At 66.4% G+C, this 15,604-nt stretch carries 13 protein-coding genes; 7 read left to right on the top strand and 6 right to left on the bottom strand.

From position 1 onward, the window contains the following. Window positions 1-2: 2 nt before the first annotated feature. Genes ACR65N_RS12020 through ACR65N_RS12040 form a run of 5 tightly spaced genes read left to right on the top strand, consistent with a single transcriptional unit; the run spans window position 3 to window position 4,313 of the window. A complete protein-coding gene (locus tag ACR65N_RS12020) occupies window positions 3-1,271 on the top strand; it encodes a vWA domain-containing protein (RefSeq protein ID WP_440457181.1) in 1,269 nt (422 codons plus the stop codon). Beyond that, a complete protein-coding gene (locus ACR65N_RS12025) occupies window positions 1,268-1,588 on the top strand; it encodes an XdhC family protein (RefSeq protein WP_430303745.1) in 321 nt (106 codons plus the stop codon). Before ACR65N_RS12020 ends, ACR65N_RS12025 begins: the two co-directional genes overlap by 4 nt. Next, a complete protein-coding gene (locus ACR65N_RS12030) occupies window positions 1,588-2,286 on the top strand; it encodes an XdhC family protein (protein ID WP_440457182.1) in 699 nt (232 codons plus the stop codon). The genes ACR65N_RS12025 and ACR65N_RS12030 overlap by 1 nt, the downstream gene beginning before the upstream one ends. Then, window positions 2,283-3,917, top strand: a complete 1,635-nt coding sequence (locus ACR65N_RS12035) for an NTP transferase domain-containing protein (protein WP_440457183.1) — start codon at window positions 2,283-2,285, stop codon at window positions 3,915-3,917. The genes ACR65N_RS12030 and ACR65N_RS12035 overlap by 4 nt, the downstream gene beginning before the upstream one ends. A 57-nt stretch (window positions 3,918-3,974) precedes the next feature. Further along, complete coding sequence (locus ACR65N_RS12040) at window positions 3,975-4,313, top strand: TfoX/Sxy family protein (RefSeq protein ID WP_440457184.1); 339 nt, start codon at window positions 3,975-3,977, stop codon at window positions 4,311-4,313. Window positions 4,314-4,366: 53 nt separating this feature from the next. On the opposite strand, the gene ACR65N_RS12045 is transcribed toward ACR65N_RS12040, so the two are convergent. The 5 genes from ACR65N_RS12045 to bcp form a co-directional block, all read right to left on the bottom strand. Next, entirely contained in the window at window positions 4,367-4,795 is a 429-nt protein-coding gene (locus tag ACR65N_RS12045) for an NUDIX domain-containing protein (RefSeq protein WP_440457185.1), read from the bottom strand. Between the two features lie 25 nt (window positions 4,796-4,820). After that, window positions 4,821-6,374 carry a DEAD/DEAH box helicase gene (locus ACR65N_RS12050; protein WP_440457186.1) on the bottom strand — a complete coding sequence of 518 codons (1,554 nt, stop codon included), beginning with the start codon at window positions 6,372-6,374 and terminating at the stop codon, window positions 4,821-4,823. A 176-nt stretch (window positions 6,375-6,550) separates the two neighbouring features. Continuing rightward, window positions 6,551-7,846, bottom strand: coding sequence for a M23 family metallopeptidase (locus ACR65N_RS12055; RefSeq protein ID WP_440457187.1), 1,296 nt, complete (start codon window positions 7,844-7,846; stop codon window positions 6,551-6,553). Window positions 7,847-7,978: 132 nt separating this feature from the next. Continuing rightward, window positions 7,979-8,821: a ferritin-like domain-containing protein gene (locus tag ACR65N_RS12060; protein ID WP_440457188.1), complete on the bottom strand. Its 843-nt coding sequence runs from the start codon at window positions 8,819-8,821 to the stop codon at window positions 7,979-7,981. Window positions 8,822-8,845: 24 nt separating this feature from the next. Further along, entirely contained in the window at window positions 8,846-9,319 is a 474-nt protein-coding gene (bcp, locus tag ACR65N_RS12065) for a thioredoxin-dependent thiol peroxidase (RefSeq protein ID WP_440457189.1), read from the bottom strand. Between the two features lie 114 nt (window positions 9,320-9,433). Here bcp and ACR65N_RS12070 point away from each other — a divergent pair, with 114 nt between their 5' ends. After that, on the top strand, window positions 9,434-12,850 hold the full coding sequence (locus ACR65N_RS12070; protein WP_440457190.1) for a YhdP family protein: 3,417 nt from the start codon (window positions 9,434-9,436) through the stop codon (window positions 12,848-12,850). 60 nt (window positions 12,851-12,910) lie between these two features. Here the strand turns inward: ACR65N_RS12070 and tyrS are convergent, their stop codons facing one another. Further along, window positions 12,911-14,164 (bottom strand): tyrosine--tRNA ligase, encoded by a 1,254-nt coding sequence (tyrS, locus tag ACR65N_RS12075; RefSeq protein WP_430303733.1) that lies wholly within the window; start codon window positions 14,162-14,164, stop codon window positions 12,911-12,913. A 209-nt stretch (window positions 14,165-14,373) separates the two neighbouring features. On the opposite strand from tyrS, the gene ACR65N_RS12080 reads away from it, so the two are divergent. Then, window positions 14,374-15,549, top strand: a complete 1,176-nt coding sequence (locus tag ACR65N_RS12080; protein ID WP_440457191.1) for a GGDEF domain-containing protein — start codon at window positions 14,374-14,376, stop codon at window positions 15,547-15,549. Window positions 15,550-15,604 lie beyond the last annotated feature (55 nt).

Raw genomic sequence — 15,604 nt, forward strand, 5'->3', positions numbered from 1 at the left:
TGATGGCGAGCGCACATTCTGCCGGAACGACCGATCTTGCACCCGTTGTCGATCACGGCGGGCGGCTTGCCGACAACATCCTCTACTTTTCCCGCCTGCTGCGGCGCGCCGGGCTAAAGACCTCGCCGCAATCGACGCTGGATGCGGTGGCGGCGGTCGAGGCCGTGGGTATCGGCGCACGCGACGAATTCCGGGCAGTGCTGGCGGCGATCTTCGTCAAGCGGCGCGAGGAAATGGCGGTCTTCGACGAGGCGTTCCGGCTGTTCTGGCGCAAGCGCGACCTCGTCGAGAAGATGATCCAGATGATGTCGCCGAAGATCGCCGACAACCGTCCGCCCGAAAAGCCGAAGCCCGGGGCGGCGCGCGTCGACGAGGCACTGGTGGCCGAACGGCAGCGGCCATCCAAGAGCCCTGCACAGCCGGAGCTGGAGATCGATTCGCGGGAGACGGCTTCGGCGTCCGAAGTGCTGCGGCGGACGGATTTTGCGCAGATGACGGCGGCCGAGCTGGCGCAGGCGCGGCACGAGATTGCCAGGCTGGCGCTGCCGCTTCAGAGCGTTGCGACCCGGCGTTTCGAGGCGTCGCCACGGCCGGCGCGGATCGATCGGCGGGCGACGCTGCGAAAATCGATGCGCAGCGGCGGCGACCTGATGCTGCCGGTGTTCCGGACGGTGCGGCGCGAACCGCCGCCGCTTGTCGTGCTTGTCGACATCTCCGGCTCGATGAGCGCCTATAGCCGCATCTTCCTGCAGTTCTGCCACGCGATCATGGAACGGCGGCGGCGCGTCCACGTCTTCCTGTTCGGAACGCGGCTGACCAATGTCACACGCAATTTGCGAGCGCGCGACCCGGACGAGGCGCTGGCCGCCTGCAGTGCCACCGTCGCCGACTGGTCCGGCGGCACGCGGATCGGCGGAACGCTTGCCGCCTTCAACCGCGTGTGGGGGCGCCGCGTGCTCGGCGGCGGTGCCGTCGTGCTGCTGATCACCGACGGTCTGGAGCGCGACGGCGTCGAGGATCTGGAGCGCGAGATCGACCGCCTGCACCGCAGCTGCCGGCGGCTCGTCTGGCTCAACCCGCTGTTGCGCTTCGAGGGCTTCGAGGCGCTGGCCCGCGGCGTAAAGACCATGCTTCCGCACGTGGACGAATTCCGCCCCATGCACAATCTGGCGTCGCTCGGCGAGCTTGCCGCGGCGCTCTCCGGTTCCACATCCGGCACATCCGATCCGCGACGGTACCTGCAGCGGACCGAGACAAGGAGACCGATATGAACGATCAACTGGATCCTTTGGCGACCGCCGAAGCCTGGAAACGCGAGGGCCGGGCGGTTGCCGTCGCGACCGTCGTCGAGACCTGGGGCTCGGCGCCGCGCCCGGCCGGCAGCCACCTTGTCGTCGACGGCGAGGGCAATTTCGAAGGCTCCGTCTCCGGCGGCTGCGTCGAGGGGGCGGTGATCACCGAGGCGCTCGACGTGATCGAGGCCGGCGCGGCAAAAATGCTCGACTTCGGCGTTGCCGACGAGACGGCCTGGCGGGTTGGTCTCTCCTGCGGCGGCCGCATCCGGGTCTATGTCGAGAGGCTCGGCTGATGGAACTGGACACACTCATCCGGCTGAACGCCGCGCGCCAGTCGCGCCGGGCGGTGGTTCTCGCGACAGAGGTGGAGGGCGGCGCCTCGACGGTTCTGGTCGAGGGAGAGGCCTGGCCTGAAACGCTGCGGGAAGCGGCGGGCAAGGTTTTACTGAGCGGCAAGTCCGGCCTCGTCGAGATCGCCGGCCGGTCGGTGTTTCTCAACGTCCATCTGCCGCCGCCGCGGATCGTCGCCATCGGCGCCGTCCACATCACCCAGGCGCTGGCCCGGCTGGCGCCGGTGATCGGCTTCGACCTGACGATCATCGATCCGCGCACGGCGTTTGCGACGCCCGAGCGGTTTGCCGGCGTCGACCTGGTGGCGGACTGGCCGGAGGACGTGCTGCAGGCACGGCCGCTCGACGGCTATACGGCGCTGGCCGCCGTCACCCACGATCCGAAGATCGACGATTTCGCGCTCGCGGAAGCGCTGCGCCGCGGCTGTTTCTATGTCGGCGCGCTCGGCAGCCGGAAGACGCATGCCAAGCGAGCCGAGCGGTTGCAGCAGGTGGGTATCACCGAGGCCGACATCGCCCGTATCCGCGCGCCGATCGGTCTCGATATCGGCGCCGCGAGCCCCGAGGAGATCGCGCTTGCCGTGCTGGCGCAGATCGTCGAGGCCTATCGCCGGCGCGACATCGGCGGAGCCTCTGCATGATCTTCGGAACAGTGCCGCTCGCCGAGGCGGAAGGGACGATCCTCGCCCATGCTGTGCAGACGGCTGATGGCCGGATCTCGAAAGGCACCCGCCTGGCGCGGAGCGATGTCGACCGGCTTGCGGCGGAAGGCCTGACGGAGATCGTGGCGGCGTGTCTGGAGCCCGGCGATCTGACGGAGGACGTGGCCGCCGCCCGGCTTGCCTCGGCGCTGGCCGCTGCCGGTCTCGAACTTTCCGAGGCCGCGACCGGACGGGTGAACATCCATGCGACCGCTGCCGGGCTGTTTCGTGCCGACCGCGAGACGATCGACCGCTTCAACCGTATCGATCCGGCGATCACGCTTGCCTGCCTTGCCGACCGCAGCAGCGTTTCGGCCGGCGCGATGGTGGCGACCATCAAGATCATTCCGCTTGCCGTTGCTTCGCAGCCGGTGGAGGCGGCGCGCGCCATTCTTGCGGCCGGTGAGGCGATCGGCCTGCAGTTCTACCGCCCGCATTCGGTGGCGCTGATCCAGACCGTGTTGCCGCTCACCAAGCCGTCGGTGCTCGACAAGACCGCCGACCTGCTCGGCCGGCGGCTGGCGCCCTCCGGCAGCGTCGTCGTCTCGGAGCGGCGCGTAGCCCACGAGGCTGGCGCGGTGGCAGAGGCGATCCGCGCCGCAGCGGAGATCGACAACGGCAGCGGCCCGAAGATGATCGTGCTGTTCGGCGCCTCGGCGGTCTGCGATGCCGAGGACGTGCTGCCGCAGGCGATGCGGCTTGCCGGCGGCTCGGTCGAACATGTGGGCCTGCCGGTGGATCCCGGAAACCTGCTGGTTCTCGGAGGGCTCAATGACATGCCTCTCGTTGCGGCACCCGGCTGCGCCCGCTCGCCGAAGGAAAATGGTTTCGACTGGGTCCTGAACCGGCTGCTTGCCGGCGAGGCGCCGACGGTGGAGGATCTGACGGGACTGGGCGTGGGAGGCCTGCTGATGGAAATTCCGAACCGCCCGCAGCCGCGCGAGCTCGGCATGCGCAGGGACGGGCCGCTGCTCATCGGCGGCGTGCTGCTGGCGGCAGGCCGGGCAAGCCGCATGGGCGAGGCGGGCCACAAGCTGCTGGCGGAGTTCGACGGCATGCCATTGGTGCGGCGGGTCGCCGAGCGGGCGATCGCCGCGCTTGGCGGACCGCTGGTGGCCGTCACCGGCTACCGCGCACCGGAGGTTTCCGCAGCGCTCCAGGGCCTGTCCCTCACGATCGCCGAAAACCGTGACTATGCAAGCGGCATGGCAAGCTCGCTGAAGACTGGGCTGGGTTCACCGGCGCTCGCCGCAGTCGCGGGCGTGATGGTTCTGCTCGCCGACATGCCCGGCCTTTCACAGGCCGATATCGGTGCGCTTGCGGACGCCTTTCGCAAGGCGGACGGACGGGCGATCGTGCGGGCGGTGGCCGGCGGCAAGCGCGGCAATCCGGTCATCCTGCCGCGCGCCACGTTCGGCGACCTGATGCAGCTGGAGGGGGATGTCGGCGCCCGGCATGTCATCGAGACCTGCGGCCTGCCGATCATCGACGTGGAGATCGGCCAGGCGGCGCATGTGGACGTGGACACGCCGCAGGCGGTGGAAGCAGCGGGCGGCATCCTGAAAGGCTAGGCGACGTCTTCGGCAAAAGGCGGCCATTGCGGCCAGGGGACAAGCGGAGGGACGGCAGTGGACAATGCAGCGATTGAAGAGCTGTTCGAGAGCCTCGGCCCGGTCAGCATCCGCCGGATGTTCGGCGGCAAGGGCATCTACCACGATGGCGCGATCTGCGCGCTGGAAGTGTCGGGCGAGATCCTGCTGAAGGCCGATGCCGAGACAAGCGAGGATTTCCGCGCCGCCGGTTCTCGCCAGTGGGCGTATGAGGGCAAGGCCGGCAAGCCGGTGCTGATGCCCTACTGGTCGATCCCCGACGAGGCGCTCGACGATCCGGATCTGATGACGAAATGGGTGAGGCTCGCGGCGGAAGCCGGCAGGCGGGGCGCCAAGCCGCGCAAGGGGAGCGCGTAGGCGGTAAGTAGGCAGTAGGCAATAGGCAGTAGGCAGTAGGCAGTAGTAGAGGGTCAGGCGCGGGGGCGCAGGGCGAGCTTTTGAACGGCGTCACGGGTGAAGGCCGAGAGCGGCTCCGGCAGTTCCGTCGGCAGGAACCAGCCCATGTCGGACAGCTTGTCGGGTTCGGTGATCGTTGCTTCGCCGGAAAAGTCCTGCGTCAGATAAATGACGGAAATCCAGTGCTGACGGTCGCTCTCGATCACTTGTTCGGAGACGCAGAGCAGGCTGACGGCGCCGATCGTCAGGCCGCTTTCTTCCTCGGCCTCGCGGCGTGCCGCATCCGCCGATCGCTCCATGTGGTCGACCTTGCCGCCTGGAATGTTCCAGTGTCCGGCCTCCGGCGCCTTGACGCGCCGGTAGAGGAGGATCCTGCCGTCGTCGCGAAGCACGACGAGACCGGTTCCGAAACCCGGGAAATCAATGCCCGGCTGTGCGGGCATGGAGATTTCCGCAGACATGGAGGTGTCAGGCCTTGGCGCCGGCGACAATCAGCATGAATGCCGGGATGTCGTCGCCGAAGCCGACCGGGGTCGGGCCGTCGTCATGGTCGCGGTGCTGGCGGGCACGACGTTCGCGATGATCGTCATTGGCCGGATTGGGCCGACCACTGTTGCGTCCACCGTGCTGCTGCTGCCTGCGATGGTCCGCTTTCTGGTGCTCTGCTGCCACGTTTTCCGTCCTTGCTGGCCTGATGGGTTCAATGCTTGGCGCTTCCGCCACTGCTGCCGCCTCGACGACGACCGGAGGCGGGCTGCGATCCTCGTCGCGACCGGCGCGCTTGCCGCGGCCACGCTCGCGCGTGCCCTCGCGATCACGATCCTTGTCGCGCTCGCGACCCTTGCCGCGCGGACGATTGCTTTCCTGGCTTTCCATCGGTGCCGGAAGCGCGGACAGATCGCCGTTCTCCCATTCGATCTTCTCGCCGATCAGCTTTTCGATGGCGTCGAGATACTTGGCGTCCGACTTGGTCACCAGCGTGAAGGCCTGACCCGAACGACCGGCACGACCGGTACGGCCGATGCGGTGGACGTAGTCTTCTGCATGAATCGGCACATCGAAGTTGAAGACGTGGCTGACGTCAGGGATATCGAGGCCGCGGGCCGCAACGTCGGATGCGACGAGCAGGGTAATCGCGTTGGCCTTGAAGCCTGCCAGCATCTCGGTGCGCGAGCGCTGGTCCATGTCGCCATGCAGGGCGCCGACGGAGAAGCCGTGGCGTTCCAGCGAGCGGAACAGGTCGGCGACATCCTTCTTGCGGTTGCAGAAGATGATGGCGTTCTTCAGTTCGTCCTGCGCCTTGATGAGATCACGCAGAACGGCGCGCTTCTCGTAATCCTTGGCGTGCGCTGCGACGAGGCGCTGCGTGACGGTCTTGGCAGTCGAGGAGGGCTTGGCAACCTCGATGCGTTCCGGGTTCTGCAGGAAGCGATCGGCCAGCTTCTGGATCTCCGGCGGCATGGTGGCCGAGAAGAACAGCGTCTGGCGGGTGAACGGGATCATCTTGGCGATGCGTTCGATGTCCGGGATGAAGCCCATGTCGAGCATGCGGTCGGCTTCGTCGATGACCAGGATCTCGACGCCGGTCATCAGCAGCTTGCCGCGTTCGCAGTGGTCGAGCAGGCGGCCGGGGGTGCAGATCAGCACGTCGGCGCCGCGCTCGAGCTTGCGGTTCTGCTCTTCGAACGAGACGCCGCCGATCAGCAGCGCGACGTTGAGCTTGTGGTTCTTGCCGTATTTTTCGAAGTTTTCCGCAACCTGGGCTGCCAGTTCGCGGGTCGGCTCGAGGATCAGCGTGCGCGGCATGCGGGCCCGCGCTCGGCCGTTCTCGAGAAGGGTGAGCATCGGCAATACGAAGGAGGCGGTCTTGCCGGTACCGGTCTGCGCAATGCCGCAGATGTCGCGCCGCTGAAGTGCGGGAGGAATCGCGCCAAGCTGGATCGGCGTGGGTATCGTGTAACCCGCGTCGGTCACGGCGGAGAGGACTTTTTGGCTCAGGCCAAGGTCAGCAAATGTGGTCAAAGAAAAAACTGTTTCCGTTCCGGTTCACTAAGAACGCTGTGAGTCGGATCAGTGCTGTGTCCGACGATGGGCGCGACATAGGCGCAATGGCCGGCAAAGTCAAGAAAACCACGCCGAGAGGCGGCAGGAATGTCGATTCCGCCGCCGTTAAGGATAATACTGGGTCTATCTGCGGTTTATTTCAAGTAGCTTGTCAGCTTCATCCCGGCGTTGAGGAAGTGCATCGGGTCGGTTGCCTCGCCGTTCCTGCGCACTTCGTAATGAATATGGGGGCCGGTGGAGCGGCCCGTCGATCCAGCCTTGCCGATGACCTCGCCGGCCGCGATCGTGTCGCCGACGGAGACCAGGATGCTCGACATGTGGCCGTAGCGCGTCGACACGCCCTGGCCGTGGTCGATCTCCACCATGTTGCCGTAGCCGTTCATGTAGCCGGCAGCGGCCACGCGGCCGTTGCCGGTGGCGCGGATGCCGTTGCCGCTCTCGGCCTGGAAATCGACACCGGCGTGCAGGGCGAGGCGGCCGATGAACGGGTCGACGCGGTTGCCGAACGGGCTGGTGATGTCGCGACCGGGCGCCGGATTACCGAAGGGCAGCTTGCGGGCGGTATCGCGCACCGTCTCCAGGCGGTTGAGTGCGGCATCGAGCCGATCAAGCGAGGTGTCGAAGGCGTTGACGGCCGCCGGCTCGACGAAAGGTCCGCCGATGCCGTTCGGAGCGGGGGCAGCCAGGTCGGCCGTTGCAAGGTCGATGCCGGTGCGCCGCATGATCCGGGTCATCGCGGACACCGTCTTGTCGGCATCGTCGGTGAGGCCGCGGATGCGGGCGAACTGCTCCTGCTCGACGGTTCGCAGCGAGCGGGTGACGCGGGAGAAGACACGGTCGGCGCGATCGGCGACGCTTTCGTGCGTCGGCGCAAAGGCGGACGCAGCCGAGCGGCCGGCGGGCAGGGACGGGTCCAGCGCCAGGAGCCGGTCGATCGCCTTCAGCCCCGAGCTGGCGTTTGCCTGGTTGTCCTTGACGACGGGCTGGAAGGCGTTGGCCTTAGGCGCAGGAGCCGTAGTCAGCCCGGATTCCTCGGCCCGCTCGACCAGCGAGCCGAGCCGACCGTGGCGGGAAAACAGCGCGTCCTGCTGCTCCAGCAGCTTTTCGACCTTCTCCTCGACGACCTGCTGGTCGAGCAGCTGGCGTGACGTGATGCGGTCGAGCTGCGCACGCAGGGCCGAGATGCGGTCCTCGTAATCGTGCTGGATGCGCGCCTGGCGGGCCATGGCGGCGCCGATCAGGTCGTCGCGCAGCACGAGATAGGTGGTGGCAGCCAGATAGCCGATGGTGAAGAGGCCGACGAAACAGACGGCGGCGGCGGTCATCCAGGGGCGGATGGTCATGTGGCGGATGCGCTCGCCCGAGGCGAGGATCAGCACGGGCGGTGCGCTCCGTCTGCTGAAAACGCGGTTGTCGCTTGCCCCTGCCACGCTCGTCCCCCGCACCCTTCATCGCCCCGATCCGTCAATGCGACTACACATCGTTAAGGTTAATCCCGGGTTAACTCCGGGCCTTTCGGGACGCCTTCGGGTGCTTTGCCGGCGAAGTGAACGCCGCTTCTGTCAGGCGCTGCTGGTCGCCGTCAGCGAGCGGTAGAAGGACGGCGTCAGGCCGGCTTCGGCGCGTGCCACATCGTTGAAGGGCGGCTTCAGCGAGCCGCGGAAATTGGCCCGCACCAGCTCCTTGAAGGTGGCCGCCGGATCGCGCTTCTCGCGGGCGCAGAGGAAGCGGAACCATTTGGCGCCGATCGCCACATGGCCCTTCTCGTCGTTGTAGATGACATCGAGGACGGCAGCAGTTTCCATGTCGCCGGTATCGCGCATCTTCGCCTGCAGCGACGGGGTGACATCGAGCCCGCGCGCCTCGAGGATCAGCGGCACGACGGCGAGCCGCGCCGTCAGGTCGTTGCGGGTCGAGTGGGCGGCCTGCCAGAGGCCGTCATGGGCGGGCATGTCGCCGTAATCGGCACCGAGATCCTGCAGCCGGGCGCGCACCATCTTGAAGTGCTTGGCCTCCTCGAAGGCGACCTGCATCCAGCCGTCGAAGAACGAGTTCGGCACCGGCTCGGTGGCGTAGCGGGCGACGATGTCGAGCGCCAGGTCGACGGCGTTGAGTTCGATATGAGCGATCGAATGCAGGAGCGCGATGCGCCCCCTGAGGGTGTGCAGCGAGCGCTTCTCGACGGCCCGCGGCGGAACGAGCTGCGGACGATCCGGGCGGCCGGGCCGGTCCGGGAGCGGCGGATCGAGCGGCGAGCGCAGGGACAGGCGGCGGGCGAACCAGCGGGTCGCCGCATGCTGGGCGAGTGCCGTCTTGCGGTCGAGATCGGCGGAGGCGATCGCCAGGATCGCCCCGCCGCGCAGCGACGGGATGGCAGGGAGATCGTCTGTCTGAGCCTCGGTCATGGGTGTCTGAGTGTCACAGGCCCGTCACGGCTTCAAGGCCTTCGCCGCATCGAGCACGTCCTGCGCATGACCCTCGACCTTCACCTTCGGCCAGACTCGGGCGATCGTTCCGTCGGGCGCGACGAGGAAGGTCGTGCGCTCGACGCCCATGTACTTCTTGCCGTACATGCTCTTTTCCTTCCACACGCCATAGGCCTCGCAGACCGCATGATCCTCATCGGCGGCGAGCGCGACGGTCAGGGCGTACTTGCGGACGAACTTGTCGTGCCTGGCAGCCGAATCAGGCGAGATGCCGATGACGATAGCGTCCGCCGCATCGAAGTCTTGAGCCTTGGCGGTAAAGTCGATGGCCTCGGCGGTGCAGCCGCTGGTGTCGTCCTTCGGGTAGAAGTAGAGGACGACCGTCTTGCCCTTGTGAGCGGAAAGCTGGATGGTGGTGCCGCCGTCGCGGGGAAGCGTGAAATCGGGGGCGGGTGCGCCCTGTGCGAGATCCGACATTGTTTTCCTTTCTTTCGCCAGTATCTAGGGGAATTGCTGCCGCATTCGTTATATACTGGCGCGCCGCGGGTCCAGATCACCCGGGAACGGGCGCGTGATGAGAACCGGAGAACCATGGCGGAAATACGAGGCGAAAAAGTCAGGTTCCGCCGCAAGGACATGATCCCGCTGCATGCGCTGCCTTCGGCCCAGGCGCACGATCCCGTCATCGTCCATTGCCCGCCACGGCGGCGGCGCATCCACAGCTTTGCCCGCTATGTGACCTGGCTTGCGGTGCTGATCGCGGCGGCCGTCGCGAGCGCCTTCTTTGCCATCGAGACCGGCGCCGTCGACGGCGCGCTGAACGCCCGGGCGCAGGCGGCGCTCAACGGCGCGATCGGCAACCGCTACCGGGCGACCGTCGGTTCGACGGCCATTCGATTCGATTCGGATTTCCGGCTGGCGCTGGTTGCCCGCGATGTCGACATCGTCGAAGTGGCGACGGGAGAACACCTGACTCGCACCGGCGCGGTGCGTCTTGCCATCGATCCGCTGGCGCTGGCGAGCGGCCGCGTGTCGATCCGCCACATGGAGGCCGAAAACATCAGCCTCGATACGGCGCTGCTGCCGGCCGGCGACCCGATGGACCTGTCGACCGTGCGCGTCGACCGCCTGCCGGCATCGCTGGAGCAGGCGTTTCAGCGGCTCGACGAGGCGCGCGGCCTGATCGAGCGCACCGGCACCGGATCGGTGCGGATCTCGGGCATCAACATCCAGTTCCCGCCGGACGCGTCCGGCAAGGTCTCGACGCTGGTTGTCTCCGATCTCAACTTCACCATGACCGATGCCGGGCAGATCGCCCTCAAGGGCCGCGTCGAACTCAATGGCCGGCCAGCCGACCTGACGGTCGATGCGACTGCCGTCAATGGCGTGACGCGCATGCTGACGGCGCGGATCGTCGGCCTCGACCTGACGCCGTTCCTGCTGCAGCGGATGGAAGACGGTTCGCCGCGCGAAGGTCTTGAGGGCTCGATCGCGCTGGACCTCAACGCCCAACGCGACACGGCCGAGACGGAGCCGGCGATCAAGGCCGAGATCCACCACGACCGCGGGAGGTTCTATTTCGACGGGATCGGCCAAGAACTGTCGGGCGCCGAGATCCGCGCGGCCTACGACTTCACCCGCAACTCGATCCAGATCATGCCGTCGGAGCTGCGCTTCGGGCCGACCGTGCTGCCGCTCAGCGGCGCGCTGATCGATCTCAACCGCATCGACGCGGCCGAGCAGCGGCCAGGCTTCGGCCTCGACCTGCTGGTCAGTGGCGGCAAGGCACAAGGCTCGGCCGGCGGAGAGGAACCGGTGCTGTTCGACATGAAGGCCGGCGGCCGCTACCTGTCGCGCGATCGTCAGCTGGAATTCGACGAGATGCAGGTATCGAGCCCGATGGGGCAGATGGCCGGCGCGCTAAAGATCCACTTTCCGGGCAACCAGTCGCCGGAGATCAGCTTCGGAGCGCAGCTGCCGCGCATGGATGTCGCGGCGGTCAAGCAGCTGTGGCCGTTCTGGATGGCGCACAAGCCACGCGACTGGGTGACGTCGAGCCTGTTCGGCGGAACCGTGACCAACGGCTCGATCTCGGTGTTCATCCCGGCCGGGCGCATGAAGGGCCCGGGCCAGCCGATGGAGCTCAACGCCGATGAGTTGCGCGTCGCCTTCGACATCGCCGACAACCGCCTGACGCTGCCCGGCGAACTGCCGCCGCTGCGCGACGTTGCCGGCCACTTCGACCTGAAGGGCGAGCGGCTGCGCGTCGACCTCAAGAGCGCCAACGCCTATTTCCCGTCTGGCCGCACCGTCAACGCCGAGGGCGGATCGTTCACCATCGGCTCGACCTACAGCAAGCCGCTGATGGCGGATCTGGAGATGACTGTTTCCGGAGCCGCCGATGCGGTGGCCGAGCTTGCCACCTTCAAGCCGATCAACGGCCTGAAAGGCACCGATTTCAAGCCGGAGGATTTTTCCGGGAAAGCAAAGGCGACCGTCCATGCACGGTTCGGGCTGATCAACGACCAGCAGCCGCCGGCGCCGACCTTCAAGGCGAGCGTCGCGCTGGATGGCGTCGATCTGGCCAAGCCGATGGAGGGGCGCACCGTCACCGACGTCGACGGGACGCTCGACATCGACGACAAGGCCGTGCGTCTGAACGCCAAGGCCAGCATCGACACGGTGCCTGCCGAAGTCACGCTGGTCGAGCCGATCGGTTCGCAGTCGAACGTGGCGCGCGAGTTGTCGCTGAGCGCGACGCTGAACGATGCGCAGCGTGAAAAGCTGGCGCCCGGCCTCTCCGACATCATCAAGGGGCAGATCGGCCTGGAGCTGTCGCGGATCGACGCCGAACGCCAGCTGGTCAAGCTCGATCTCGGCAAGGCAACTCTGTCGGTTCCGTGGGTGGGCTGGACGAAGGGCAGCGGCATCGCCGCCAAGGCGAGCGCCGAGGTGCAGAGCAAGGATGGCAACACGACGATCCAGAAGCTCGACCTGTCCGGCGACGGGTTCGGCATCAACGGCAAGGTGGCGCTCGACAAGGGCGGACTGAGTTCGGCGGATTTCAGCCACGTGCAGCTGTCGCCGGCCGATGATTTTGCCGCCTCCATCCGCCGCGGCAAGGGGATCTACGACGTCTCGCTCACCGGGTCGGCTGCCGATCTGCGGCCGGTGCTGTCGAAATTCAAGAACGGCAGCGGCGAGGGCGGCAAGCAGGGCAGCGGCAAGGGCAGCGATGCGGCCCGGGTGAAGGCGAAACTCGACCGCATCGTCGGCTTCAACGACGAGAGCATCCGCAACGCCAACCTGTCGATCACCGTCAGGGACGGCGACATGCACCGCGTCGAATTTTCCGGCGTCACCGCCAGCGGCCAGGCGGTGGTGGCAAAGACCGCCTCCGGCAGTGCCGCGGAAACCATCACGCTGACCAGCGGCGATGCCGGCGCGGTTGCCCGCTTCGCCGACCTCTACGACCATCTGCGCGGCGGCCTCCTCAATATCCGCCTGGACAACGAGGAGGGCGACGACTGGAGCGGTTCGATCGACATCCGCAGCTTCTCGCTGGTCAACGAGAGCCGGCTGCAGTCGATCGTCTCGACGCCGGTCGGCGAGGACGGCCGCAGCCTCAATTCGGCAGTGAAACGCGACATCGACGTCAGCTCGGCGAAATTCCAGCGCGGCTTTGCCAGGGTCGTCTACCGGCAGGGGGCGCTGTCGCTGCAGAACGGCGTGGTGCGCGGCGAGCAGATCGGTGCCACCTTCCAGGGCATGGTGCGCGACGCGGCCGGCAACATGGACCTGACCGGCACCTTCATGCCGGCCTACGGCCTCAACCGGCTGTTCGCCGAACTGCCGATCATCGGCACCATCCTCGGCAACGGCCGGGATCGCGGCCTGCTAGGGATCACCTTCAAGGTTGCCGGCTCGATGGCCCAGCCGAAGCTCACCGTCAATCCGCTGTCGATCATCGCGCCCGGCGTGTTCCGGCAGATCTTCGAGTTCCAATGAGAAAAGGCCCGGTGGAAAACCGGGCCCTTCTCAAGGATTGGCTGGTAGATCGGGCTGGTTTCAGGCCGGCCGCACCAGGATGTGCTTCTTCTTGCCGAGCGACAGCTTGATGACGCCGTCGGAGGTGACCTCGCCAGTGCCGATCAGCTTGCGCTCGTCGGAGACGGCAACGTCGTTGATGCGCACCGCGCCACCCTGGACGTGACGTCGCGCTTCGCCGTTCGATGCAGCAAGCCCGGCCTTGACGATCAGGGCGAGCAGGCCGATGCCGGCATCGAGTTCGCCGGCAGCCACGTCGATCGACGGCAGGTTGTCGGCAAGCGCGCCTTCCTCGAACGTCTTGCGGGCGGTCTCGGCCGCCTGTACGGCGGCGTCGCGGCCGTGCAGCATCGCCGTCACTTCGGTCGCGAGGATCTTCTTGACCTCGTTGATCTCCGCGCCGCCGAGTGCCGACAGGCGGGCGATCTCGTCCATCGGCAGCGTCGTGTAGAGCTTGAGGAAGCGCGATACGTCGGCATCCTCGGTGTTGCGCCAGTACTGCCAGAAATCATAGGCCGACAGCATGTCCGGGTTGAGCCAGACGGCGCCGTTCAGCGACTTGCCCATCTTGGCGCCGGACGACGTGGTCAAGAGCGGCGAGGTGAGTGCGTAGAGCTGCGGCGTGCCCATGCGGTGGCCGAGATCGATGCCGTTGACGATGTTGCCCCACTGGTCGGAGCCACCCATCTGCAGCCGGCAGTCGTAGCGCTTGTTCAGCTCGACGAAATCGTAGGCCTGCAGGATCATGTAGTTGAATTCGAGGAAGGACAGCGACTGCTCGCGATCCAGGCGCGACTTGACGCTCTCGAAGGACAGCATGCGGTTGACCGAGAAGTGGCGGCCGACATCGCGCAGGAATTCGAGGTAGTTGAGATCGCGCAGCCAGTCGCCGTTGTTGATCATCATGGCGTCCTTCTGCCCCTGGCCGTAGCTCAGGTAGTGGGAGAAGACGCGCTTGATGGAGGCGATGTTGCTCTCGATCGTATCGACGGTCATCAGCTGGCGTGCATCGTCCTTGAACGAAGGATCGCCGACCATGCCGGTGCCGCCGCCCATGAGCGAGATCGGCCGGTGGCCGGTCTGCTGCATCCAGTGCAGCATCATGATCTGGATCAGGCTGCCGACGTGCAGGCTCGGCGCCGTCGGATCGAAGCCGATATAGCCGGTCACGGTTTCCTTGGCGAACAGTTCGTCGAGACCCGCCTCGTCGGAGATCTGGTGAATGAAGCCGCGCTCGTCGAGCGTGCGGAGGAAGTCGGACTTGAACCTGGACATTGACCTATCTCGGCAGATGTTGGCTGGGATGTGAAGCCGGGCGTCTAACACTGTTTCAGCGATGAATCACTTCAAAAGTTGGAAGCCTTGTCGTAGAGGGTTCCATCGGGGCATCGCGAAGTTGCGGCAGAACGTTAACCTGTCGTTACCGCCCGGCCATTAGGTTCTTTTCGATACAATTTGAGGGCGGGACGAACCCGCGATCCAGGATGAATGGCGCCAACTACTTTCTGATCGTCAATTTCCTGGTCGGGATTTCCTTCTGCACCGTGTTCCTGATCGTTTCGACGCGCAGCCGCTCGCGGATCGCCGCCCGCTGGATCGCCGTCGCCTACGCCGTCGCGTCGCTGTCGGCGATCGCCGAACTGCTGGTCGCCTACACCGATTTCCCAAAAGTCTTCGCGATCGCCGCCTTCATGAGCGTGCTTGCCGGGCTGCTGCTGATCCGCGTCGGCGTGGCGCGCCTCTACGGCGTGCCGGCCCATCTTACAGCGCTTGCAGGCTTCTTCTGCGCCGCGGTGGTGCTCGACGTCTTCATCTACGACCTGCCGCGCGGCACCTGGCTGCATGCGCTGAGCTACCAGACTCCGTTCGCCCTGGCGATGCTGTTCAGCGCCATCGCCGTCATCCGTTCGTCGCGGCGCGAACCGATCGACCGGGCCATGGTGGTGCTGCTCTCCGTCGCAACCCTGCAGTTTCCGGTGAAAGCCGTCATCGCGGTGCTGGTCGGCGCCGGCCCGACGGCCAAGGATTACGTGCATTCTCCGTATGCGCTCGTGTCGCAGAGCATGACCGGCGTGTTCGTCGTGCTTGTGGGACTGATGCTGCTGTCGGTCTTCGTGCTGGAGATCATGGAGGAGGCGCGCAGCGATTCGGAGGTCGATGCGCTGTCCTCGGTGTTCAACCGGCGTGGCTTCGATGCCGGATGCGAGCGCGTGCTGCGCCGGCAGCCGGTGGGTCCGCATGCGCTGATCCTCTGCGACATCGATCACTTCAAGCGGGTCAACGACACGTTTGGCCACTATAGCGGCGACCGCGTGATCCGCACCTTCGCCGACCTGCTCAGCAACAGCGCGCCGGAGGATGCGGTCGTCGGACGGCTCGGCGGCGAGGAGTTCTGCGTCATGCTGCCGGGCGTATCGCTGAATGCGGCGATGCTGTTTGCCCAGGCGCTGCGCGGCTCGATGGCGATGCAGCCGATCGCCGGCCTGCCGCAGACGTTCAGGGTCACCGCAAGCTTCGGCGTTTCCATCTTCAAGTCGAGCGCCGACATGTCGGCCGCCATGCGGTTTGCCGACAACGCGCTCTATGAGGCCAAGGCTGCCGGCCGCAACTGCGTTCGCCAGCACCAGAGCGTCATGCCGATCGCGATGGCGGCCGGCTGAAGGCATAAAAAAACGGCCCGAAGGCCGTTTTTTCGAAGTCCAGTTCGGGCAGGCG

Source organism: Rhizobium sp. SAFR-030 (assembly GCF_059415005.1).